A 23,938-nucleotide genomic window follows, 5' to 3' on the forward strand; every position below is an offset into this window, starting at 1 on the left:
AGCGCTTATTTAACGGGTTCGTCGTCCGGTACAACTGCGTTGGAGCCCGCATATGGCAGTAATGATTTCTGACAGTGATCCGCTTGAAACCAGTTCAAAAACCTGCACATGACGCAGCCCCAGCGCTTTCCAGCCATCTGGGCCTTTGCCGAACGCGAGCTGATAGTCTCGCCAGGATCACCCAGCAGTAGCGTGTTTCCGCCCTCGTCCAGCCAAACCAACAGGTTCAGCCCGAATCGTTTGATTTTCCCCATGCTCAGCTCCAGACCACGGCCTGCACCGCCTCTGGGCTAGTGGCGGCCATGATTTTCCCTTCCAGCACGATCTTGCGACCGATAAAGCCAGAAATCGCCGCTTTACCACACACCCCGACAGCCTGAATCTGCGCGGCGGTGTGCGAGCGAAAAGCCCAGACCCCAGCCCCGTCCGCACACCAGAACGGCGTCGACCAGTCGGCACCAGTGCCCGGCAACAAGGAGGCCAGTACCGAGGACGACAGATTGGCCTGGTCGGTTATTTGCGACGGGTAGGTGTAGGGCGTGCCGCTGACCAGGGCATCACAGCTGAAGCCGGAAACGATGGCGGCGGCGCATTCCGCATCCACCCGCTGCACCTGAGCCGTTTGTGCAAGGACCAGCAGCGCACCCGGCGTCGGTGCCACTGGCACCACCAGCTGGTCATTGACGACCCGATAACCTTGCGTGGCAATACAGCGCTGCCAGTCCGCGTCGCTGATTTCAAGGAGATTGCTGATCCCAGGCGGCGGAGGACTGTCGACGCTGTCGTAGAAAGCGCTGATCGTGCCGTCGGCGGCATAGACTGCATATTTTTGTCCCATGATGTTTCCTCAGTATCCGATTGCAATCCACGGCACGTTTGGCGAACCCACCGTACCGTTTGCATAAAAAGTGCATTGCGAAACGCCGCCGTATCTCACGCCGACCGTGCAGGTGTTGGCGGTGGAACCAACGCTGGCTGAATTGCCCGGCAAGGTCATAAGGGAGACATTCGGGAAAGCCAGGGGGTAGGTCACGGTGAGCGAACCACCTGCCGCAATGGCCGTCGCCGTGCCCCACTGAATAATCCAACTACCCAATTTCTGATAACCATTGATCCCGATACTGGCGGCAAAATCGGCGCTGCTGCTGTTGACCGCGTTGCCGGTGATAAACCATGTGCCACTGCCAACATGGGTGAACTCGGCCGACGTCCCCGGCACCAGCATGAACGAGCCGGTGGTGGCCGGTAGGCTAGGTGTCTGGGTCTTGTCCGTGCCCTGCGGCACAATGGTCATGGCATTGGAGCCAAAGTTGGCAAGCGTGACCACCGCGCCGACCGGGATTGCCAGCGAAACCGTGTTCGGTAGGCTGTAGGAGTTGGCGGTGGAGCTCCAGCCGTAGAGGAACCCACCGACGTGCGACGCAACCCCCGTCAGCGCACCGGTGAACGGCAGCACGCCCGACAGTTGCTTGCCAGAACGGGCCAGGAACCCGGTGGTGGCGAACTTTTGGCTGCTGTCGAACTGCGGCGCAGTGGTGCCAATAGCGGCAGCCAACTGCCCGAATGCAACGGCATGCTGACTTTTGCTTGCATTGGCGACCTGGAATGCACCGCCAGTGCTATCGACCAGCACCCACGAGCCGGTTCCGATTGAACTGTTCCACTGCACCCATACATCACCATTGGCAACAATCTCGCCACCTTGGAGCGCGGAGTGCGCAGCACCGACAATAGGCGCTGCGGCCAGTCCGTTCGGACTAAAGGTGCTTGCCCCTATGTTGCCATTCTGGGCCTTGAAACGTAGTACTACGCCGTCTAAAAGTGCCTTGATGGCTGGAGCATAATTCGCACTATAAGCGCCGGCCTGCCCTGTATCCAAAGCGTATTTAACCGAATCTGATTGATTCATCCTTTGAATGGACAGTAATAGTTGCCCAGGGTCAGCTTCATCGGGAACCAGACCAGAAGCTGTTACTACATTCACAATTTCATCTGTGACCGAATTCCCCCATGACGCAGGTATCAATGAACCCGGTGTTCCTGTTACAGGGTTTTCATCTACAAACTTACCGTTCACCAACCCTACACTGGGTACACTCTTTGGATAATCCATATTTCTAACCTCTAATCATAATTGATGTGCACCAGCGTATGAGCCGGGGCACTGCGGTGTATCAAGCACTCAAGAGCACTACCGGGGTTGGCGCCGAAGCGCTCGCCCCAGTAGCTCGCGCCGAAACGCCGGCCCATGAGCAGTCGGCCACCGGTATTGAGCGTCCACATGAACTGCGCCTGCCAGGTGCCAAAGCGCGCCTTGCCGAACCGTGCCCGGCCCATGCGCGGGGTCTGCAGCTCGGTCACGCTGGCATTCGGATAACCTTGGCTGCGGGCGATATCGAGGAAGTAGCCGATGCTCTGGTCGCCCACCGCCAGCAACCGTCGACGTACCGCCTGGCGGCGATCGTCGAACAAGGGATTGGGCCCCAGGCACGGGTCGGGCAGGTTCATCACCCGCTCCCAGTCCGGCACCAGTTCACTGACCGTTACCGGGTCCACTTCATTGATCAGGTCTACGGCCCGGGCATCGATCCGTGCCAGTTCCTGGGCAATCCCCAACAGCACCTGCTGGATTTCCGGCACCTGCTCCGGGTCCCAGGCCGGGCCCGCCGGCATCAGACTGCGCAACTGCTCCTGGTACTGCGCGGCGGTTCTTACTCCAGCCATACGCAACCTCCGAAGGTCAGCAACTGGTTGGTGGCTGCTGGCACATCGGCGGACGGCGAGACCAGCAGGTGATCCTGCTCGCCGCTGGCACTGCTGATGGACTCGGCGATATGGGTCAGCAACAGCGTTTCACCCAGGCCGCCCTCACGATCGTGCAGGTCCTGCAACTCGGCCTCCACGGCAGCGCGGGTGGCGGTGGTGTCCGGGATCAGGCGCAAGGTGTAGGTCACCGGGACCAGCACCGGCGCCAGTACGTGCAACTCGGCGGTCACCGGGCGCAACGGGTCGATATAGGCCTGGACCAATGCCAGCTGCCCATCATCCGGCAGCGGCACCGGATCGTCGTCGCGCATCACAAACAAGCCGACGGTACCCGGCCCCAGGTAGCTGCCACGACACCAGGCCCGGGTAATCCCCGGACACTCCAGTGCCCAGGTTTCGTAGTCGGCCGCCGAACCGCCGTTGGGAATAATGCGATAGGAACGAATCACCCGCGCCCGCAGCGATTCGACGCTTTCTGCCGCGACGCCACCGGTCAAACCAGGATCGAGCACGGTGAAGGTATTGCCGATCCCTTGCACCGGCTGCACCGGAAACAACGTCAGCCCGGCATCGGCGTTGCCCAGGCTGCCGGCATCCAGCGCCTGGATCTGCGCAGTATTCGCCCCGCTGTTGGTAGCACCGCCAAGCGTCACGGTGTAGCTGCGCCCATCACTGGTCTGCAGCAGGGTACCGGCATCGAGCAGCGCCCCCGCCGCAGCGGTATAACTGACGCTGCCGCTGGCCGCCTGCGCGGCCTTGCGTGGTTGATGCAGGCGCAACGCGGCAATGCGCTCCAGGGTAGTTTCATCGGCGGTGTCGGGCAGGATCTGCTCGGCAATCCAGTCGAGGTAACCGTAAAGGCCGAAGGCCGTACCGCCCAGGGTGCGGGCCAGGACCTGTGCATCGGACTGGCGCAGCGCATCGCCGGCCAGGTCGCCTTGGGTGCGGTTGATCAGCACCGGCAGCGAAGGGGTTTCAAACGGCATAAGTCACCTGCCAACTGTGGTTCGGGTTGATATCCAGGCGCTCGCCGCTGGCCAGGGTCAGAACCGTGCGCAGGTTCAGGCGCTGGGCGTCGAGCCGTTCGGTTTGAATCTCGATAGCGCTGCAATGCCCGTCGTCGAGCAACCATTGCAAGGCTTCGCGGGCATAGAATTCGGCGTCAAGCTGGGTCTGCGCGGTGAGCTTGACCCGTCGCAACAGCCACAGCCGCGAACCGATACGGTCGTCGGTCACCGTGGGAAAACTGTCGCCCCACCAGCCGAAACGCTCATCGTCATCGAGGCGGTCGTCGGCGTTGGCGCGACGCCAGGTAAACAGGCTGATCAGCACCGAGCGGGTCAGCGCCGTCTTTAGGTCGTTGGCAACGAACATCAGGCACCTCCCGTCGGCGCGCCGGTCTGGCCGTTGCCCGGCTGGATGCCACCGTGTACATGCTTCATCTGGCTGATACCGCCGGCGACCTGATCGCCCTGGGAAACGATCTTTCCGGTCTGGGTCAGCGTCGGGCTGTCGATGTTCACCGCAGTGCTGGCGCGGATGTTCAGGGTGCCGGTTTCGATATCGATGATCCGGCCACGCTTGAAGTGGATCTTGTCGCCCTCGTCGGTATAGAGGGCGATTTCGCCGGGGGCGAGGTTCTGCAAGCGGTAGCGACGGTCGGCGACCACCAGCACGATAGCGTGGGAACGGTCGCCGCCGAGAAAGGTGGCGATGCCTTCGGCGCCGGCCAGCGGGTTGCTGGTAAAGCCGTAGGGCTCGAAGTGCTCCATATCGTCGTTCACTTCACCGGCGGTCAGGCGCATTTGCAGCGATTGCAGTTTGTTGGCCGAGTTGGCAAGCACGACAGTGCCGCGCGCCAGCAGGCGTGTCAGTAGGCTCATGGGGATTCCTTGGGCAAGCGGGGTGATTACTTCGTAGCCTTTGCAGGCGCTGGGGTCGCGTCGAAGACTGTCGGTGGCGCCACTTCCAGGGTGGTGATCGAACCCTTGTCGGACAACGACCAGGTCACCTTGGAGATGAGCATCTCCTGGTCCACGTCCAGCACCGGGTCCTTCACCCGCACGGTCAGGTTGTGTCGCCACAGGTCACCGTTGGACTGTCGCCAGCCCTGCACGGTGTAGGTGGTCGTCAGGGCCCTGGCACGGCGCGTCGCCCGCTCCCAGTCAGCCCGTTGCTGGGCCAGCTCCGGAGTGATCTGCGCGCTCAGGCTGATCACCGTGACGCGCTTGCGATCCGGATTGGTCTCGCTGGATACCCCGGACACTTCGCTCACCGCGCTGCCACTTTTCTGGTCGCTGCCCTTGTGCTGGCCAATCACCCGGTACTCGGAGAACACCTTGCTGTAGTCCCTCGCCGTATTGGCCGAAAGAATGTTCTTGCCCAGTTCCAGCACATCGGTGGCCCGCCCTGCGCTTCCGGGCTTGGCGAGTACCAGGTTGCCGGCTGCATCATCGGTGGAGAACACCCGATACAACGTCAGCAACCGATCGATGGACTTGAACACCGTCTCACCCGGCACGATGCTGTGGGTTTGCAGTTTGGTGGTTTCCGGGATCTCGCTGCGCACGTTGACCTGGTAGGGCTTGGCCAGCGCCTCGACGATCTTCAGCAGGCTCTGTTCTCGCCATTGGCCCGGCTGGTTGACGGCCGCACAATCCACCAGGTCCCGGGTCAGCGAACTGCCCTCGACGGTGAGGCTGATCTGATTGCCGTCATAGCTGATGGGCGCCTTGTACACGTAACCGGTCAGGACCAGGTCGCAGCCGATCAAGACCGAACAACGGGCGCCGGCCTTGATCGGCACGGCCAGGGTCTGCCCCGGCCATTTCCAGGTGATACCGAGCTTGAAGGTGCGGAACTGACGCTCGAGATCGGCACTGATCTCGATGGTCTTCCAGCCCTCATAACTCAGGCCGTCAACCAGCAGGACGACGGCATTGTCGATGTCATTCATGGCTTACTCCCGGGATATCTGCACCGGCGCCGGCGGTATGAAACCGGGGTGCGAAATCCGGTTGCGCTGCACCACTTCCCCTACCCGCGTGGCATCACCGAAGTTCTGGTAGGCCACGACCAGTGCCGGCAGGTTGCTCTTGGGAATCAGATCAATCAGCCGCACCCCGGTGGAGGCCACCGCGTTGAGATGCTGCGTTAGCGCCTGACGAACGGTACTGAGCGCCTGGTAATGCAGCGCATCGGCCTTGAGCGCCGCCTGCCAGATCACCTCGTTGAGGTTGTCACGCAGCGCCAGCACATCATCGACCACTGGCACATCGGCCCGTTGCACCGGCTGCTGGGCTTGTTGGGCCAGTGACGGTGTGGTCGTCAGTTTCACCGCCGGCGTCGCCACCGGTATCATTGACACAAGCTGGGAGATCTGGACCAGCAAGGCATCCTGGATCAGGTTCACCGTGGCCTGTGAGGCCGCGGCGGAGTCCTTGCCAATGGTCAGTTTTGAAGTGTCGAGGGACTTGGCGTCCTCGACCTGTTTCGAGAGGTCGGCCAGCATTCCGTGATAGCCCTGGACGGCAAAGTCTTTCAAGCCCCGCACTTCGCCCACAACGCTCTTGACTTCGCCCACCAACCCCTTGAATTCGCCCAGCACGCCTTTGACCGCAGCACTCACTTGCTTGGGGAACTCCTTGATCGTGCGAACCAGGGCGTAAACGTTCGCGTACGTCTCGATCAACGGCTGCAACTCCTGTTCGATCACGTGATACGCCAAGGTAATCCCCTTGCGCAGGTTTTCCAGGCCGATCCGCGCCTGATTGATCTGCGACATCGCCCCATCGAAACGCGCCACCGAAGAATCGAGCAAGTTGTCCGACGCCACCTGCAATTGCTCCTGGGTGTTGACGACGGCCTTGGGGAACTGCAGCGGTTCGTCCGGGTAGAACTTCAGGTTGAAGGTCACCAGCCCGCCGTCCTTGCGGGTCTGGGTCATGTCGCAGGCGCCGACCTTGACCTGCATCCGCCCCAGCCACGGATGGACCAGTTCGCCACTACCCTCCTCCAGCGCCTTGAGCAGTTCGTCACGCTGTTCAAGACAATCGGCGCCGACGATAAACGCCATCAGATCATGGATCTTCGCCTGCTGGCCGAGGCCTTCGAAGAACGGTTGGTCGCGCTGGGGGTATTCATGCAACTGGCCCTTCTGGCCGACCGGGGTTTTCGCCTGGTCGACCCAGAACGGCACGCCGCGAAACGACGCCGGCAACAAACGATCACGCCAGTTAGTCGCCATAAGCACCTCCGAGAGAAAGCGAGCGATAACCGACGCGAGGCGTCAGGTCCAGGCCCGGTTGGTTGGTTTGGGATTGCTCGACGCGCAGACCCGGCGGTGCATCCTTGAAGCTCACGACCAAGCCACCTTCGAGTTGCGTGCGGTTGTTGGCGGCGGTTTGCTGGACCAGGGCGTTGGCGTTGCTCATCAGACCGGAGTCTGTAGTGCTTGACGCGTCCCCCCAGTTCCAGAGGGAAGCACCACCATTGGCCGCCTTGGCATTCGTGGCCTCTTGCTGCTGCGCCAGGCCATCGACCTTGCCGGTGACCTGGGTGACAAAGTTACCGAAACCGCCACTGAACAATTCCTTGATCGGCGCGATAAGGGTTTGCAACTTGCTCCACCAGCCAGCGAACCAGGTGACAATCGGGTCCCAGTTCTTGATGATCAGCCCCAGTGGCGACCAGTCGAACAGCGTCTGGAAAAAGTCCATGACGGGTGTCGCCAGACTTCGCAATACGTCCCACAAGGCAGAAAAGACTTCGCTGATGGGCTGCCAGTTGGCAACGACCTGCTCGACCGGAGACCACTCGAACAACGTCTGGAAGAAGTCCTTGAGCAACTGTGCGGGGTCTTGCAGGGCTGCCCAGATCGTGTCGAAGTAAGCGCCGATAGCGCTCCAGTTATTGATGACCAGCCCCAGCGGCGACCAGTCGAACAGTGCCTTGAAAAAGTCCACTACCGGTGCGGCCGTCGCTTTGAGCGTGTCCCAGAGCCCCTCGAAAAATGTGCTGATCGCTCCCCAGTTATTGATGATCAGCCCCAGCGGTGACCAGTCGAAAACCGCCTTGAGAAAGTCCACTACCGGTGCGGTCGCCGCTTTGAGCGTGTCCCAGAGCCCCTCGAAAAATGCGCCGATCGTCCCCCAGTTATTGATGATCAGCCCCAGCGGCGACCAGTCGAACAGCGCCTTGAGAAAGTCCACTACCGGTGCGGTCGCCGCTTTGAGCGTGTCCCAGAGCCCCTCGAAAAATGCGCCGATCGTCCCCCAGTTATTGATGATCAGCCCCAGCGGCGACCAGTCGAACAGCGCCTTGAAAAAGTCCACCACCGGTGCGGCCGTCGCTTTGAGTTCGATCCAAAGGCCGTCGAAAAATGCGCTGATCGCCCCCCAGTTATTGATAATCAACCCCAGCGGCGACCAGTCGAACAGCGCCTTGAAAAAGTCCACTACCGGTGCGGCCGTAGCTTTGAGTTCGATCCAGAGGCCGTCAAAAAATGCACTGATCGCCCCCCAGTTATTGATGATCAACCCCAGCGGCGACCAATCGAACAGCGCCTTGAAAAAGTCCACTACCGGTGCGGCCGTAGCTTTGAGCGTGTCCCAGAGCCCCTCGAAAAATGCGCCGATAGCGCCCCAGTTATTGATGATCAACCCCAGCGGCGACCAGTCGAATACCCCCTTGAGAAAGTCCATCACTGGCACGGCCAAGGCCTTGAGCAAGCGCCAGATCGAATCGAAGAGCCCCGTCAGCGGCCCCCAGTTGTCGATGACCAGGCCCAGGGGCGTCCAGGAAAACAGCACCTTGAAAAAGTCGAACACCGGAGCGGTTACCGCCTTGATCGACTCCCAAAGGCTGGCGAAAAACACACTGATCGTCTCCCAGCCCGCGGTAATCATCGGCATCGGCGACCAGGAGAGCACCGCTTCCAGCCCCGACATGAAGCCGGCCGCCATGCTTTTGATAGCGTCCCAAAGCCCGTGGAAAAAGCCTGAGATCGGTTCCCAGTAGGCAACGATCAGCCCCGCCGCAACGGCGATACCCAACGCAACCAAACCGATCGGCGAGGCCAGGAAACCGACCTTGAGCAACTCCATCGCGCCCAGCACCCCCGTCACCGCACCACGCATGACGGTAAACGCCAACGCCCCCGCCGCCAGTCCTTGAACCAGGTTCGGGTTGGCCGCCACGAACTCGGCGACGGTACTCACCAGCGGCACCAACGCCGTCACTACGGAATTCACTACAGGCAACAGTGCCTGGCCGAACTTCACTGAAACGCTGTCGACCGCCTCACTCAACTTCGCCAGATTCTGCGCCGTGGGCCCCAGCTTCGGATCCGGCAACTCCGGTCCCTCAGCCCCCTTGCGGGCCTCGGCCAACTTGTTTTCTTCCTTGATCGCCGCCCGGACACCTTCGACAAACGGCGACGCCAAGCCTTCGCCCTTGAACAACGCCGAAAAATCCAGCTCGCCCAGACCGCTGTCCTCCAGGCTCTTTTTGAAACTCCCGACTTTCGTGGTGACCTTTGCCATGTCGTCGTCCATTTTCTGGACGCCGCTCACGACAAGGGCCATGTTCACAATCGTCTGGGTATTCGCCGTGAGCATGTTATTTGTCGTAGCCATCACTGCACCTGCTGCATCGCATTGATCCGTTGCGCATGCTCCAGGGATTCCCGGAGCACATCCAAGGGCCTGGCCATCATCTGTTCGGGATCAACCTTCCAGAACCAGGCCAGGTCATAGGCGACCGCAATCAGCTCGCCGATGGCTGCGATGCCGCACTCATGAAAAAACCGGCCACCGCCCAGCTCAGGGTGTTGAGGTCGGACAGGTCCAGCTGGTTGACCGACGACGGCGGAATGCCGGCGCAGACCGCGATGTACTTGGCCGCGACATCCATGTCGAGGCTGACGTCCTGGCCCTTGTCGATCTTGTACGGCAGCGCCTTGATCGTCCGCACTTCCTGCACCGTCGGACGACGCAGGGTGAGCTCGCCCAGGGGTTCTCCGTGGGCCTCGATGGGCACCTGCAACTTCACTGGATCAGTCATTGCCAGGTCCCCTTGATGCCTTCGAATTTCAGCGAAATGGTCGCGTCATCGCCCTTGGCCGATGGCGTCTCGATCAGATAGGCACCGGCCAGGACGTAGACCTTGCCGTTGCTGAATTCGCAGGTGACGGTCATGTCGGTGCCGGCGATCAGTTGTTGGAGGGGGAAGTCCGGCGTATGCAACGCGGTGACGGTGAAAGACGGAGCGACGTCGGTTTCCTTGTAGAAACCCGGCACGACCGTTTCCCGTTTGACGGACATCAGGGGCGCTTCGCAGCCGCCGTTGATAGTCAGTTGAGCGCCGTCCACTTTGACGTAGCAGGTGCCCGCAATCAGTTGACCCATGGTGTATCTCCTTGCAATAAAAAGCCCGCATCGAGCGGACTGGGGTTACGCAGTGTGGGCAGGCGATCAGGCCGCCGCGTCGTACTGCAGGCGGAACTGGTTGAGCAGCGCGAACACACGCAGGCCGTTGATGTAGTCCGGCGGGAACAGCACGTTGACCCGGCTCGGGTCCTGGGTGTCGCGCTCGACGATCAGGTGCGCGGCGAACATCTCGGCGTTCTCCACGTGGCCTTCCAGTTCGAGCTTGGCGTACTGGGCGATCAACTCGCCGCGGATGGTGCTCGGGGTGATGATCGGCTGGCCGGCACCGAAGCGGGTGCCATCGGCCGCGAGCTTGTGGCGACCGTACTTGCTGGTGATCACGCTTTGCAGACGGCGCACGATAAAGGCCGACTGGTGCATGGTCTCGCTGTCCAGGTAGGAGTTGTCCGCCTGGCCGTAGGCGTTCTTCTGGTAGGTGGTGATCGCCCGCTGGATGCGCACGTAACCGCCTTCGTAGTACGCGGTGGCCAGACCGTAGCTGAGCAGCGACTGACGCTCGGTCAGGGTGAAACGTCCGCTGGCCGCGGCCGGATCGATGCCGGGCAGGCTGCCGCTCTGGGTCGGACGGCTGGCGTCGGCGGAGATGAACACCGAAGTACGCGCGGCCAAGGCAGCAGCCTGGACCCAGACCGGTTGCGGCACGCCCGGCTCCATGGCCAGGATGGTCACATGCTGGTCGTTACGGGCTTGACCGGCGGCCACCAGGGTGCCGACAGTACCGCGCATGGCGGTGTAGACGTGGCCGAACAGCTGCTTGGACCAGGACCAGCGACCGGCGCTGTCGTTCATCGCGGCTTGCCAGGCGTTCAGGGTCGCCACATCGGACCAGGGCTGGCAGATGAATTCGAACGGTTCGTCGCCCAGTGCCGCGAGCGCGGCAACCTGGTCCGGCACACCGGTGCCACCGGCCATCGCCGCGGAGACGATGGTCAGGCCGGCCGGGGTCTGCTCGCCATTGCTCTTGCCCAGGCGATTGAACTGCAGGCTGATGTCGTTGCCGCTGTCACCGGTCCATTTGCAGCTCAGGCTCACCGTACCGTCGACGGCCACGGCGCTGACCGGCAGGTCGGCCGCCGCGTTGACTTGCAGCGCCAGGGTGGTGGCAACCTGGGCGGCAGTCGCCCCGTTGACCACGGCGGCCTGGACCCGCACACCGCCGACATACAGGTTGAGCACGCCGCTTTCGGTGGCGGTACCGGTCAGTTTCAGGTCAGCCTTGGCGATGCTGCCCACGGTATTGCGCAGCGGCAGGCACCAGATCTCGCCGACCGGATCGGTCTTGCGCCAGGTGTCGTACATCGAGGCGAGCATCGAGCCTTGGCCGCCGATGCTTTTTGCCAGCGCTACGCTGGAAACCAGCACCAGGCTGCCGACTTCGGCGGCGGTGGCGTTGTCGTTGACCTGGGCGACGATCAGTCGACGCAGGGTCGAGGAGGCGCTATTGGCCGCCGAGTTGTCCATTTCGGCGTAGAACAGCGGAACACGCAGGTCCGCAGGGATGTTGCTGAATCCGATAGCCATTATTGGGCATCCTGTGGTTGTGCCGCTTGCACGGCGTTGAGGGTGATATCGCCATCAGCCAGACGGCGGCGCCACCAGGCGCTGTCGGCCACTTCACGGCCTTCGAGCGGTAGCAGGTCTCCGGCTTCCGGGTCCGGCACGGCGCGGCCTGGGGCCGGCACTACGGTGATGCGTTGGGTCATTGCGTTACGTCTCCTGAAAAAGTCAACTCCAGGCGCCCGTCGGGTCCTGGGCGGTGCAGATTGGGGTCGGCCGGGTCGATGGCATCGACCTTCACCGTCACCCCGCTAAAAGACGGCAAGCCGTCCAATTCATGCTCGTGCCAGGTTTCGGCCGGGTCCGTGGAGCGGTTGCGCCCCAGTTGGAACTCGGCGAAGAAATGCAGGCGATAGAGCAGGCGGCTGGCGTTGATCGAGATCAGTTCGCCGCCGTCGTATTCGATGGGGTTGTAGAAGGTGTCGGGTTTGAAGCCGACCAGGGCACGCCAGAGTTCGGCGCGCAGGCTGTGCAGTTGGTCGAAAGCTTGGGCACCGTTGCTGCTGTCGAGTACCAGGACCAGTTCCAGGCGATCGGTCAGGGTTTGGCGGGTGACGTTTTGTGAGGCGTCCTTGCTCGCCAGGTCGGCGATCACGGTGACGAATGCCGCCGGGGTTTGTAGCGTGGTGTTGCTTTGCAACAGGTCGAGATCAAGGCCGGTGGAAATGTGATTGGCAAGACTGGGGCATTGATCACGCAGTTGCGTGAGGATCGGGGTGATGTTCATGGGGGTTCACCGGGTAATAAAGAACCCGTCGATTGACGGGTTCGAAAGGCGATCACTCGCCTCCAGAAAGCCCGCATCCTTGCGAGCTGGGCCCTGCTCTCGGGCCCGCCAGCTCCAGTCCATTGGCAATATCCAAGGTGGTCATGGGCGCTTTGTCCGGACGTCTGTCGCGCTATTGTTCCGGCTTGGTCTCCGGGGGAAGCACCTCGTCGACCCCCAGGCGCTTGGCCGCCCAGCGCTCGTAAATACCGATGGCGGCATCCGCACCGGCCATGGCGGTCAGACAGCCAAAGGCGCCGGCGGTCCAGATCGACACGCCGGCGGCATACAGCAGCATGATGGTCGACATACCGCAGACCATGCAGGCCCCGGAGCGTAGTACCAAGCGCCGCAGCAGTACCCAGCCGCGGGCACCGTCCTTGTCGGCGCGCCACATTTCGCCGGAAACCCCGCCGATCACGGCCAGCACGATGACCAGCCAGATAGGCATGTCCACCAACGCTTGTTGCTCGTTCGTCATGTCACGCCTCCTGCAATAAAAAAGGGCCATTCATTGGCCGGTGATGGTTCGGGCTTGTGGTTCAAGGTGAAGGGTTCTCTTGAGAGCCCGCGTTCGGTGGGCATTCCAAAAAGCCCGGTCGCCCAGGCTTTTCAGTAATGCGGTCCTGATGCCCGGCCCCGGAACCGCTCGCATTTTCGGCGATGGGGCTTCAGGCAGGACACCCGATCCTTCGGCGCTACTGGCGCGGTACGGATCGATTCAAATTGTTCCTCCGACCGCGACCCTGTCCGCCGGATAACTGCTTACGGTGCTTTACGCTGCACACCCGGGTCAGTTGCCAACCCTCTGAACCGTTGAGGCCGGTTCATCGCTGCCTGTTCCTTGAAGCGGTGCCACTAAAGAGCGCGGGGGCTATCCCCTGGCATTGCTGCCTGTCACCGACCTTTCTGGCCGGCTTGAGACAAAGAATATGCATGTATGCATATACAGTCAATGCACAAATGCATTTATTTATGCGTCGTCGATGCACGAGCGCATGGAGGCCGCGTCGTTCAAGGGGTTGAGCTTTTTGGCAGGCGTAAAAAAACCCACATCGCTGTGGGTTTTTTCCGAATCAGGAAGGGTTAGCGGGCGTACATGCCCCACCAGAAGACGTGACCGAGGATGGTGATCTGCTCTTCCTGGATCTCCTGGAAGCTGTAGTCCTCATCCGGATGTTCGTCACGATTGAAGCTGCGCAGACGGATCCCGCTGGGCAGGCGATAGAGCTGCTTCACCCGCAGCTGGCCATTGTGGTTGATGGCGTAAAGGTCGCCATCGACGATATCGCCGATGGCGCTCTTGCCGGCGTTGACCCCGACCGTGGCACCGTCGCGCAGCACCGGCAACATGCTGTTGCCGCGTACGGTCACGCACTTGGCCTGGTCGAACTGCACGCCGTTGTGACGCAGGCTGCGCTTGCCGAAGCGCAGGCTGGCCTTCTCGCTTTCTTCTATGACGAATCTTCCTGATCCAGCAGCCAATTCAACCTCGCGAAGAAAGGGGACGGACACTTCGTCTTCATCGACGGGCGTGTCGTCGTCCCACAGGCTTATATCCTTGAGTTCGGAGTGCAGCGTGCCCTGCTCCTGGTCCCGGGCGGTGGCAATGCCCGCGCGCCCGCGCAACTGGTCGGTACTGATGCGGAAGTACTCGGCGATCTTCGAGATGTGCTTGTCCGAAGGATCGACGATCTTCCCGCTGAGGATGCGCGACAAGGTGGATTGGGGCACGCCGGTACGACGGTGAAGCTCCGTAGGGGAGATCCCGTGACGATCGAGCAATGCTCGTAGGACGGTAGAAACGTTGCGTATTTGCATAACGCGCATATTGCTTGCACTTTCTCGGAATGGCAAATGCTGATTTGCATATTTTATGCATAGGCCTTGGCGCAGGCATCAGAAGCCATCGCTGCGACTGTCGGTGCCCGGCGAATTGGGCCACAGGGTTCAGTCAGGATCACGGAGCCGAGGGATGTGGTTGTGAGATCAATTGTAGGCAATTAGCACGCATCACTGAAGGATAAGACTTACATATATTCAGTCATTTAATTTAAATAAACCTCCATATAATTAAACACTCAAAAACCTATCCGTTCGGCCAGTTTCTCACTCAAACAAACATATCTAATATTCGCTTACAAATTACCCAACGCGAACAGAGTCAGGAGCCGAACCATGAATATAAATGGTACATCTTCCTTCCACGGATACAGCCCAGCCTTCCCCAGCAAAATATCCACAGACAAATCACCCAAGAAAGAAAGTTTTGTAATCGAACCCTCCATCACTAACACGGCAAAAAGAAATGACACCGTAAGCCTCAGCCATTCAGCTCTGACAGCAGAGTCTCAGCAAAAATCCACTCATACCACCTCCTCTATGACAAACGCCAGAGAACTTCCCATTATTGATGGATCGGTAATACCTGAATGGCTCAGCCCTTTCTATATCGATGTTTCAACTCTTCCCGGAGCACCAGGGTATCGCATAGGGCAGGAAGATAAATTTTCAAAACTATCATCAGGAGAACGCACTGAATACTTCTCACTATTGCATACACATGTAAGCAATCTATACGAGCAGAGCGGTATCGACATATACGAAGCGTTCAACTCCAAGGACTCAAACGAAAAACTGCATCAATGCTTCATCAAAAATCTAAAGGGAGACCCTCAGCTACTCGCACTTGTAAACAAAATGGGCATCCCCCTCTCTTGATAAGCAATAGACACGCACCAAAACAAACGCCATCAGGAGTCAAAAATGAAACATCTCTACATAGCAGCAGCTCTATATTTATCACCTAATATTGGCTTGGCCCATCCTCCTATTCTCACTTCGCTTCAAGCCCAAGGCGTTCAATTCACGATACTGAGCGATCAAGAGTTGAGCCAAATTAAAGGTGCAGCAAGAATTACAGACCAACCGATGCCAAGCGTAACAGCTGGACTCAAGATTTATAACGTAAAGCTAAATCATTTTGGTAACGAGCATGATTATAGATCCTACCGAATCATGGGTAGCGAATGGGATCCGCACGGAACATATGAGCATTTAGAAAATGGTATCAAACACAAAATTGCTGGTGACCGCTGGCTCGCTGACAAATCGAGCGGCACAGATTGGAACATGAATAATGCGACAGAAATTGACTACCACTACCAAGCGGTGGACGAGAAGACAGGTGTTCCATACAATTACGGCTGGAGAGAAACCAGTTGGAGTCGACCGATTTCAAACTTTTCCTGGTAGCAAATCAAAAAAAGCCATGAGTCTAGGTTGGTGGCTTTAACACTCAGCTCAAGGCAATAAAAAGGATGTGAAATGGCCAACCCTTTAAGGTTGTTTTTCGCTACCAGTGCCTTTTCCTTTTACGTCGGGGAAATACCGACTGCCTTGGCAGACAGTATAGGCCTGAAAAATGGAGACAAATTTTCCGGAAAAATAATATCGTTCAATAACGGACTGTGCATCTTTGACACAAATTACAGTTCAGCGGTGAGAGTCCCGACACGGGACATTAAATCGATAGCAACCGAAGGTCAATACCACATCCTGTTTACCAACGGAGAGCAGCTAACGGGACAGCTAAAATCGGGCCCAGACCACCAGACCCTGTTGGAGTCACCAACATTTGGCGAGTTGATCATAAACGCATCGAAAATAGCCAAGCTGACCAAAGCCTTCCAAACCTCGCAAAGCCTCGAAAACTCAACGCCAGACCACAGACCTGAGGGTGACACGTCAAACAATAGCTATGGATCAGAAACAGAAGCACAACCGCCCCTCGATTTCCTGACCGGCTCCACCGTTCTCTTGTCCCCCGGTGAATACGAGGTGGACCTCGGCATCGCCTACAAACAGAACCGACTGCAATACGCGCTCCCTCAGGCGGGCTACTTTCAAAGATCCTCCTACTCGGCCAAGCAACTGGAATTCAGATCCACCCTCAGGGCAGGTCTCTACGAAGGCGTTGAAGGGTATCTGAGCACGCCGCTCACCTACAGCTATATCCAGGACGTCTCCAGCAATGATCATGTACGCCATACCGATGCCTGGAACCTGGCCGACATTACCTCTGGCGCTCAATATCAAGTCATCGACGAGTCCGCGAACCGTCCGGCCATCTCCCTGACGCTCGACCTGACCGCGCCAACGGGAAGAAGGCGATACAACGACGCACTCAATAGCTGGAAAACCCCTCTGAATAACGGCTCCGGGCACTGGAGCATTGCGCCCGGCCTGGCGTTTGTCCGTACCACCGATCCGGCGATTCTCTTTGGCGGAATCAGTTATCAACACTTTTTCCCAAACACCATCGACGGCTATCACCTACAGCCCGGTTGGGTGTTGAAGAGCTACGCCGGGGTCGGCTTCGCCTTGAATGAAAAGCTGTCGCTGGGCACAAGGTTTTCCTATGCCCATAGCGCCAACATGAAAGCGGATCGTGAAATCATCTACGGGTCCGACTCCGACCCTGTCGATCTTTCGCTTAGCGCCTCCTATCGCGTGTCTGATGACTGGGTGATATCACCTGGGGTCACCTTTGGCCTGAACGACGATGCGGGACCGGCAGCCCTGTCGATCGCCTTTAAAAGGCGCTTCAATTGAACAGGCTAGCCGTGCCGAAAATCTTGAGCGTTCTGATACTCACCACGTTCAGCCCCCAACTACCTGCCGGCACCGGCCTCACGCTCAAACCAATGAGCCTATTGAAAATGCAAGGCATTGAAAGACAGACCCTCGATTACTCATGTGGCGCGGCAACGCTCGCCCTATTGCTGAGTCGATATTTCGAGGATCCGGTAACAGAAGAGCACATCCTGTCGGATATGGTTTTGCGACTGCCCGACACCGCGATGCTCGAACGAACCCTTGAAGGGTTTTCGATGCTGGATCTCAAATTGACGGCAGAAAACCTCGGCTATACCGCTGATGGTGTAGTGCTCCCAGCGGAATCGGTATACGCCTTGAATGGCCCGGTCATCCTTCTTCTTCGCAGAAGCAAACTGAATCACTTTGTTGTGCTCAAAGGCGTCGGCCAAGGACATGCCTTTCTCGCCGATCCCTCTCGTGGGCACCTTAGGCTGCCGCTATTCGAGTTGTTTCAGGAATGGCAAGGCGAAACCCTCATCGTCGGTCGTGAAGGAGCCGAGACGCCAGCGCTTCACAACCTGAGCATCCCCGCCATCCCGTATATCTCACCCGAAACCGAAGTGGTCAGGACGCTTCAAAGAATTCCGACAAATTGATGTCGAGTGGACGCGGTGACACCTGGCGAATTTTGAAGAAACTAGAATATAGCAATGATATTTATCGCCAACCCGTATGAAAAACTGTCATTTCTGACAGTAGTTACTTATTTTTCCGAATTTTAAGCTCAGGTCTCGACATTGCTCGAGACCCACCATCATGAACACCTCAAAAGTGGCCATATCGGTGATATTCGCCACCCTGTCACTGAACAGTTATGCAGCTTCCTGGAATTACGAAGGAAATACCGGCCCCACCCACTGGGACAAGGTGGACCCGGCCTACGCTACGTGCAGCACCGACAAGGAGCAGTCGCCCGTCAACATTGAAAGCCACCAGGCAAAAAGCTCGAAGCTCCCTGACCTGTCCGTTCAATACGCCATTAAAGCGGCTGACGTGACCAACAACGGACATACGATTCAAGTCAATGTGGCCCCCGGCAACACGCTGCGCATCGACAATAAAGAGTTCGAACTCAAGCAGTTCCACTTCCATACACCCAGCGAAGAGAAAATCGACAGCAAGTCCTTTCCAATGGATGCCCACTTTGTCCATATCGCTCAAGACGGACGGATTGCTGTCGTGGCGGTCCTGTTCAAGGAAGGAAGAAAAAACCAGGCCATGGCCCCCGTGTTCAACGCGCTGCCGAACGTCGGGAAAACCAGAACGCTTGCCGCCTTCGATCTATCCAACCTCCTCCCGCCTCAAGGCAGCTATTACAAATACCAGGGCTCATTGACGACACCGCCTTGCAGCACCGGTGTCACCTGGATGGTCATGAAGACGCCGGTCGAACTGTCCCATGATCAGATCGCCGCCTTTCGGAGGTTTTATCGAATGAACGCGCGTCCTGTCCAACCCCTGAATTCCAGGGTTATCGAGTCCAGCGATTGATTCTCGGCATGACCTGAACAAACCCACGGACCGGAGCTGACAAAAGCGCCGTAGCCGGTCCGTCATCGAAACAGGAAAAAGTCCGACTCCTCCCTGACCGGATTGGCATGAAATGGCATTGATTAGCGTACGATTTGACGAAGGCGCCGTCACCTCCGCTCTCCCTCCTTGGACGGAAATGCAGCGATCAGCATCAGCACTCATAGAAAATGCACCGTTACTAACCCCTCTGGAAACCTGCCTTCATAGTTGAAACCGAGCGCTAACGCATGCCTGGCAGGTAGCAAGCCCGATCCCCTTTGTCGTTTCGCTGACTACTCCTTGGACACCTGGATAAGCGGCGTGCCTCTATGATAGCTAACTGCGAAGCATGTATCATGAATCGCACCTTCGCTGTGATGTTGCCCGCTACAGGAATGCCAATGAAAATCACATTCAAACGGTGGGAGCCGGCGGCGCCCCATAGCGTCCAGGCTGTCGCAGCCTATGGTGACACGCTCAACATCCAAACCGGCCCTGTCGAGTGGATCGGCCAGAGCTCCGCTATTGGCAAGATCGACAACATCAAACTGGACGGTACCTACCTGCTTAAGTCCGATTTTCAAGAAAACGAGTTGCGGAGCTGGTTGAAACAACTCATCGCTGCCAACCCCACCTATTCAGTTCAACTGCTCGCCGAAGCACATGCCGCGTTATTGATCGCCGGCGAAGAACATAAAAAAGGCAAATTTCTTAAATAGTTCCCCATCTAACACGCGCGGAAAACGACAACGTGAGCACATCGAATCTATTGACCCTGTTTGTGATGACAGAAAAAGGGCTGACTTTTGCCGAACAGGCAGTCACTCAATTCAAAGACATCATTGCCGAAGTAGTCATCGGTCAGGACGCCTCCGTACTAAACGACTACTCCAGCGAAATTGCAGCCCTGTGTAATTTCAGCGGCGTCAAGTTCAGCTACCGGAAAGATTTTTCCGAGATTACCACCGAATATGCAATGGCCATCTCTTGGCGCTGGCTGATCAATCACCCGCCAGAAAAACTGATTGTTTTCCATGACTCTCTGCTGCCGAAGTACCGAGGTTTCGCGCCATTAGTCAATGCACTGATCAACGGCGAAAGCAAGGTCGGCGTTTCGGCGATATTCGGAGCCAGTGAATACGATCGAGGCGACATCATTCATCAAACGTCGGTACCGATTCGGTATCCGATCACCATTGCAAACGCCATTAAGGCTATCGGCGACTGCTATCTGCATACCGGTCTGGCTGTCTTGCAAACACTAGCCAGCGGCGAGCCACTGCTAGCAAAGGCGCAGGACCACAAACAAGCGACATACAGTCTGTGGCGTGACGATGACGATTATCAAATTGACTGGAGTCAGTCAGCGAGAAAGATTCGGCGGATGATCGATGCTGTCGGTAACCCGTACAAAGGTGCATTCTGCAAGGTAGACAATGTCCCGGCTCGCATCCTTGCGGCCGAAGAGCAAGATGATGTACAGATCGAGAATCGTACGGCAGGAAAGGTGATATTTTTTGAAAACGGATTACCCGTCGTGGTGTGCGGTACCGGACTATTGAAGGTGACCGTCTGCGTAACGGACGAAGAAGGTAGCACCATGCTGCCTCTGTCAAAGTTCCGCGTTCGGTTCAGCTGATGGCTATGGTGCATTGACCTGCTTGAGTGGTGCGTGGATTTCTGCTGGGAGGCCTGATACTTGTCAAGTTCGTCAGCAAACAGACAAGTTGTGCGAAATACTCTGCGGACTCATGTAGCCAAAGCCCTGACGTAAGCTTGACACGCGGCCAGAGCAATCCATCCTCTATCACCGTGGTCGGTGATGCCGACAATTCGTTGAGCATACGCTGGGGCAACTCATTCAGCGTCTCACCCAAAAGCCTCTCCAGCTCTGTCTGTTGCCGACCGTAGCACCAGTCCTAAAGTTGCCACGCCAGCGCTGCGGTGCCTCCGGCTACAACGGCCAGCAACGCAATGACACCGATCAAATGCCAGGCTACGACATTCATCGAAGGAAGAAGGATCAGGAGTGAGCGCAAGCAGAGTTAAGTCAGGCTAGTAAGACCAATATCATTGCCCAACTTCTGATAGTTATTGAAGAAATAGCACAACTGAGGAATGAATGACGTATCTTCTAACGTCAAACCTATCATCCATGTACGATCGCCTACAGTCGGAAGTCTTTGATGAAGGATGTCCAGCAATCCAACCAGACTCAATTCCTGGCGGGCTTCTAAGGAGAAAATTGTATAGGCTTGAGCTGGAACGTTCTGCTCAGCGGTTTGAAAACAGCATCCGTAGTCATGCTGATCCTTCGTGTGTCACCGGGCGGCAATCGCCTGCACGTCCGTGTTAGGCATACCTCGATCCACGTTCAATTATTCGGGCGAATCGAGCACATTTTCGGCATCATAACCTCAATCTGAAGAGAAGGTCAGCTAGCGGTGATGGCAAACCGACATCCCATCTTCAAAAAATGGTAGGCAATGTTTTTGCTTTTGCCCCATTTCTCCCCCAATTTCTCTAGAGACGAAACATAAGTCACTGATGAATAAAGCAATTTCCGATCTGTCCAGCCACACCCCGATGATGCAACAGTACTGGCGCCTGAAGAACCAACACCCCGACCAGCTGATGTTCTACCGCATGGGAGACTTCTACGAGATCTTCTACGAAGACGCGAAGAAGGCCGCCAAGCTGCTGGACATCACCCTGACAGCCCGTGGGCAATCGGCCGGGCAGTCGATTCCGATGTGTGGGATTCCTTACCATTCCCTCGAGGGCTATCTCGCCAAGCTGGTGAAACTCGGCGAATCGGTGGTGATCTGCGAGCAGATCGGCGATCCGGCCACCAGCAAAGGGCCGGTCGAACGTCAGGTGGTGCGGATCATCACCCCCGGCACCGTCAGTGACGAAGCCCTGCTCGATGAGCGCCGCGACAACCTGATCGCCGCCGTGCTCGGCGACGAGCGCCTGTTCGGCCTGGCCGTGCTGGACATCACCAGCGGCAACTTCACGGTCCTCGAAATCAAGGGCTGGGAAAACCTGCTGGCGGAGCTGGAACGGATCAACCCGGTGGAATTGCTGATCCCGGACGACTGGCCACAGGGCCTGCCAGCGGAAAAACGCCGTGGGGCACGTCGCCGCGCCCCGTGGGATTTCGAACGCGATTCCGCACACAAAAGTCTCTGCCAGCAATTTTCCGTACAGGACCTCAAGGGCTTCGGCTGCGAAACCCTGACCCTGGCCATCGGCGCCGCCGGCTGCCTGCTCGGCTATGCCAAGGAAACCCAGCGCACCGCCCTGCCCCACTTGCGCAGCCTGCGCCATGAACGCCTGGACGACACCGTGGTGCTCGACGGCGCCAGCCGCCGCAACCTGGAGCTGGACACCAACCTCGCCGGCGGTCGCGACAACACCCTGCAATCGGTGGTCGACCGTTGCCAGACCGCCATGGGCAGCCGCCTGCTGACCCGCTGGCTGAACCGCCCGCTGCGCGACCTGCGTGTCTTGCAGGCACGCCAGAGTTCCATCACTTGCCTGCTGGAAAGCTATCGCTTCGAAAAACTGCAACCGCAGCTCAAGGAAATCGGCGACATCGAGCGGATCCTCGCGCGGATCGGCCTGCGCAACGCCCGCCCTCGCGACCTGGCGCGCCTGCGTGACGCCCTCGGCGCCCTGCCACAGTTGCAGGATGCGATGCTCGAACTGGACGCCCCGCACCTCAAGCAGCTGGCAGTCACCACCAAGACCTACCCGGAGCTGGCGATCCTGCTGGAACGCGCCATCATCGATAACCCGCCGGCGATCATCCGCGACGGCGGCGTCCTGAAAACCGGTTACGACGCCGAGCTGGACGAGTTGCTGTCACTGAGCGAAAACGCCGGACAGTTCCTCATCGACCTGGAAGCCCGGGAAAAAGCCCGTACGGGCCTCGCCAACCTCAAGGTCGGCTACAACCGGGTCCACGGCTACTTCATCGAGCTGCCCAGCAAGCAGGCTGAATCGGCACCGGCGGACTACATCCGGCGCCAGACCCTCAAGGGCGCCGAGCGCTTTATCACCCCGGAGCTCAAGGAGTTCGAAGACAAGGCCCTGTCGGCCAAGAGTCGTGCCCTGGCCCGGGAGAAGATGCTCTACGAGGCCCTGCTCGAAACCCTGATCGGCGAACTGCCGCCGCTGCAGGACACCGCCGCGGCCCTGGCCGAGCTGGATGTACTGAGCAACCTGGCCGAACGCGCACTGACCCTGGACCTGAACTGCCCACGCTTCGTCGACGAGCCTTGCATGCGCATCAGCCAGGGGCGCCACCCGGTGGTCGAGCAGGTGCTGACCACGCCGTTCGTGGCCAACGACCTGGCGCTCGACGACAGCACCCGCATGCTGGTGATCACCGGTCCGAACATGGGTGGTAAATCCACCTACATGCGTCAGACCGCCCTGATCGTGCTGCTGGCCCATATTGGCAGTTTCGTGCCGGCGGCCAGTTGCGAGCTGTCCCTGGTGGACCGGATCTTCACCCGGATCGGTTCCAGCGACGACCTGGCCGGCGGGCGCTCGACCTTCATGGTGGAAATGAGCGAAACCGCCAATATCCTGCACAACGCCACCGAGCGCAGCCTGGTGCTGATGGACGAAGTCGGCCGCGGCACCAGCACCTTCGACGGCCTGTCCCTGGCCTGGGCCGCGGCGGAACGTCTCGCGCGCCTGCGCGCCTACACCCTGTTCGCCACCCACTACTTCGAACTGACCGTACTGCCGGAAAGCGAACCGCTGGTGGCCAACGTGCACCTCAACGCCACCGAGCACAATGAGCGGATCGTCTTCCTGCACCACGTACTGCCCGGCCCGGCCAGCCAGAGCTACGGCCTGGCGGTGGCGCAGCTGGCAGGCGTGCCAAACGATGTGATCAGCCGCGCCCGTGAACACCTGAGCCGCCTGGAAACCACCAGCCTGCCCCACGAGGTCCCGGTCGCCAAACCGGGGAAACCGGCCGCGCCGATGCAAAGCGATCTGTTCGCCAGCCTGCCGCATCCGGTCCTGGACGAACTGGCCAAGCTCGATCTCGACGACCTGACACCGCGTCGCGCGCTGGAAATGCTCTATACATTAAAGACACGGATCTAACGCAGCGGACTACAAGCTGCTAGAATCTCGCGCGGTTTGGGATGCTGCGGACTATTAGCCTGGTTCGCAGACTATCGCTCCCAGACCTGGCGAGCCCATTTCG

General features: G+C 58.7%; 25 protein-coding genes and 2 pseudogenes. 8 read left to right on the top strand and 19 right to left on the bottom strand.

Annotated features, from left to right (window positions below; all coding sequences use genetic code 11):
• Positions 1-5: 5 nt before the first annotated feature.
• The 18 genes and pseudogenes from NUH87_RS11110 to NUH87_RS11190 all read right to left on the bottom strand — a co-directional run bounded on the left by NUH87_RS11110 (position 6) and on the right by NUH87_RS11190 (position 14,367).
• Entirely contained in the window at positions 6-254 is a 249-nt protein-coding gene (locus tag NUH87_RS11110; RefSeq protein ID WP_338525976.1) for a hypothetical protein, read from the bottom strand.
• 2 nt (positions 255-256) lie between these two features.
• Positions 257-838: a hypothetical protein gene (locus NUH87_RS11115; protein ID WP_338525977.1), complete on the bottom strand. Its 582-nt coding sequence runs from the start codon at positions 836-838 to the stop codon at positions 257-259.
• Positions 839-847: 9 nt separating this feature from the next.
• Positions 848-1,909 (bottom strand): gp53-like domain-containing protein, encoded by a 1,062-nt coding sequence (locus NUH87_RS11120; RefSeq protein ID WP_422393935.1) that lies wholly within the window; start codon positions 1,907-1,909, stop codon positions 848-850.
• A pseudogene (locus NUH87_RS31245) lies at positions 1,886-2,113 on the bottom strand (hypothetical protein); the annotation flags it as partial. The pseudogene NUH87_RS31245 and the gene NUH87_RS11120, both read right to left, overlap by 24 nt.
• 11 nt (positions 2,114-2,124) lie before the next feature.
• Positions 2,125-2,724, bottom strand: a complete 600-nt coding sequence (locus NUH87_RS11125; protein ID WP_338525978.1) for a YmfQ family protein — start codon at positions 2,722-2,724, stop codon at positions 2,125-2,127.
• A complete protein-coding gene (locus NUH87_RS11130; RefSeq protein ID WP_338525979.1) occupies positions 2,712-3,752 on the bottom strand; it encodes a baseplate J/gp47 family protein in 1,041 nt (346 codons plus the stop codon). Before NUH87_RS11130 ends, NUH87_RS11125 begins: the two co-directional genes overlap by 13 nt.
• The gene (locus tag NUH87_RS11135; RefSeq protein ID WP_338525980.1) at positions 3,742-4,140 is read right to left on the bottom strand and encodes a phage GP46 family protein; all 399 of its coding nucleotides are present in this window, start codon (positions 4,138-4,140) and stop codon (positions 3,742-3,744) included. Before NUH87_RS11135 ends, NUH87_RS11130 begins: the two co-directional genes overlap by 11 nt.
• Positions 4,140-4,649 carry a phage baseplate assembly protein V gene (locus tag NUH87_RS11140; protein ID WP_338525981.1) on the bottom strand — a complete coding sequence of 170 codons (510 nt, stop codon included), beginning with the start codon at positions 4,647-4,649 and terminating at the stop codon, positions 4,140-4,142. The genes NUH87_RS11135 and NUH87_RS11140 overlap by 1 nt, the downstream gene beginning before the upstream one ends.
• A 26-nt stretch (positions 4,650-4,675) precedes the next feature.
• Complete coding sequence (locus NUH87_RS11145) at positions 4,676-5,722, bottom strand: phage baseplate assembly protein (protein WP_338525982.1); 1,047 nt, start codon at positions 5,720-5,722, stop codon at positions 4,676-4,678.
• 3 nt (positions 5,723-5,725) lie between these two features.
• Positions 5,726-7,012: a DNA circularization protein gene (locus NUH87_RS11150; RefSeq protein ID WP_040064411.1), complete on the bottom strand. Its 1,287-nt coding sequence runs from the start codon at positions 7,010-7,012 to the stop codon at positions 5,726-5,728.
• Entirely contained in the window at positions 7,002-9,401 is a 2,400-nt protein-coding gene (locus NUH87_RS11155; protein WP_338525983.1) for a phage tail protein, read from the bottom strand. Before NUH87_RS11155 ends, NUH87_RS11150 begins: the two co-directional genes overlap by 11 nt.
• 130 nt (positions 9,402-9,531) lie before the next feature.
• Positions 9,532-9,828 (bottom strand): phage tail assembly protein, encoded by a 297-nt coding sequence (locus tag NUH87_RS11160; protein WP_040064840.1) that lies wholly within the window; start codon positions 9,826-9,828, stop codon positions 9,532-9,534.
• Complete coding sequence (locus NUH87_RS11165; RefSeq protein ID WP_338525984.1) at positions 9,825-10,172, bottom strand: phage tail tube protein; 348 nt, start codon at positions 10,170-10,172, stop codon at positions 9,825-9,827. Before NUH87_RS11165 ends, NUH87_RS11160 begins: the two co-directional genes overlap by 4 nt.
• Before the next feature lie 66 nt (positions 10,173-10,238).
• Complete coding sequence (locus NUH87_RS11170; RefSeq protein ID WP_338525985.1) at positions 10,239-11,735, bottom strand: phage tail sheath subtilisin-like domain-containing protein; 1,497 nt, start codon at positions 11,733-11,735, stop codon at positions 10,239-10,241.
• Positions 11,735-11,917, bottom strand: a complete 183-nt coding sequence (locus NUH87_RS11175) for a DUF2635 domain-containing protein (RefSeq protein ID WP_040064837.1) — start codon at positions 11,915-11,917, stop codon at positions 11,735-11,737. Before NUH87_RS11175 ends, NUH87_RS11170 begins: the two co-directional genes overlap by 1 nt.
• Positions 11,914-12,498, bottom strand: coding sequence for a phage tail terminator protein (locus NUH87_RS11180; RefSeq protein WP_338525986.1), 585 nt, complete (start codon positions 12,496-12,498; stop codon positions 11,914-11,916). Before NUH87_RS11180 ends, NUH87_RS11175 begins: the two co-directional genes overlap by 4 nt.
• Before the next feature lie 172 nt (positions 12,499-12,670).
• On the bottom strand, positions 12,671-13,018 hold the full coding sequence (locus NUH87_RS11185; protein ID WP_338525988.1) for a phage holin family protein: 348 nt from the start codon (positions 13,016-13,018) through the stop codon (positions 12,671-12,673).
• 605 nt (positions 13,019-13,623) lie between these two features.
• Positions 13,624-14,367, bottom strand: coding sequence for a LexA family transcriptional regulator (locus tag NUH87_RS11190; protein WP_338525989.1), 744 nt, complete (start codon positions 14,365-14,367; stop codon positions 13,624-13,626).
• A 348-nt stretch (positions 14,368-14,715) separates the two neighbouring features.
• On the opposite strand from NUH87_RS11190, the gene NUH87_RS11195 reads away from it, so the two are divergent.
• The 7 genes from NUH87_RS11195 (at position 14,716) to NUH87_RS11225 (ending at position 20,347) form a co-directional block, all read left to right on the top strand.
• Positions 14,716-15,258 carry a hypothetical protein gene (locus tag NUH87_RS11195; RefSeq protein WP_338525990.1) on the top strand — a complete coding sequence of 181 codons (543 nt, stop codon included), beginning with the start codon at positions 14,716-14,718 and terminating at the stop codon, positions 15,256-15,258.
• Between the two features lie 45 nt (positions 15,259-15,303).
• Complete coding sequence (locus NUH87_RS11200; protein WP_338525991.1) at positions 15,304-15,792, top strand: hypothetical protein; 489 nt, start codon at positions 15,304-15,306, stop codon at positions 15,790-15,792.
• Positions 15,793-15,864: 72 nt separating this feature from the next.
• On the top strand, positions 15,865-17,151 hold the full coding sequence (locus NUH87_RS11205; RefSeq protein ID WP_338525992.1) for a transporter: 1,287 nt from the start codon (positions 15,865-15,867) through the stop codon (positions 17,149-17,151).
• Positions 17,148-17,792 carry a C39 family peptidase gene (locus NUH87_RS11210; protein ID WP_338525993.1) on the top strand — a complete coding sequence of 215 codons (645 nt, stop codon included), beginning with the start codon at positions 17,148-17,150 and terminating at the stop codon, positions 17,790-17,792. Before NUH87_RS11205 ends, NUH87_RS11210 begins: the two co-directional genes overlap by 4 nt.
• Before the next feature lie 160 nt (positions 17,793-17,952).
• Complete coding sequence (locus NUH87_RS11215) at positions 17,953-18,687, top strand: carbonic anhydrase family protein (RefSeq protein ID WP_338525994.1); 735 nt, start codon at positions 17,953-17,955, stop codon at positions 18,685-18,687.
• A 377-nt stretch (positions 18,688-19,064) separates the two neighbouring features.
• On the top strand, positions 19,065-19,427 hold the full coding sequence (locus NUH87_RS11220; RefSeq protein WP_338525995.1) for a hypothetical protein: 363 nt from the start codon (positions 19,065-19,067) through the stop codon (positions 19,425-19,427).
• Positions 19,428-19,459: 32 nt separating this feature from the next.
• Complete coding sequence (locus NUH87_RS11225; RefSeq protein WP_338525996.1) at positions 19,460-20,347, top strand: methionyl-tRNA formyltransferase; 888 nt, start codon at positions 19,460-19,462, stop codon at positions 20,345-20,347.
• A gap of 110 nt (positions 20,348-20,457) precedes the next feature.
• On the opposite strand, the pseudogene NUH87_RS31250 reads toward NUH87_RS11225, so the two are convergent.
• Positions 20,458-20,559: pseudogene (locus NUH87_RS31250) on the bottom strand (lysis protein); the annotation flags it as partial.
• A gap of 708 nt (positions 20,560-21,267) precedes the next feature.
• Here NUH87_RS31250 and mutS point away from each other — a divergent pair.
• Complete coding sequence (gene mutS, locus NUH87_RS11235; protein WP_338526792.1) at positions 21,268-23,835, top strand: DNA mismatch repair protein MutS; 2,568 nt, start codon at positions 21,268-21,270, stop codon at positions 23,833-23,835.
• Positions 23,836-23,938: the final 103 nt, after the last annotated feature.

The sequence above is a fragment of the Pseudomonas batumici genome (genome assembly GCF_036585405.1).
Classification (GTDB): domain Bacteria; phylum Pseudomonadota; class Gammaproteobacteria; order Pseudomonadales; family Pseudomonadaceae; genus Aquipseudomonas; species Aquipseudomonas batumici.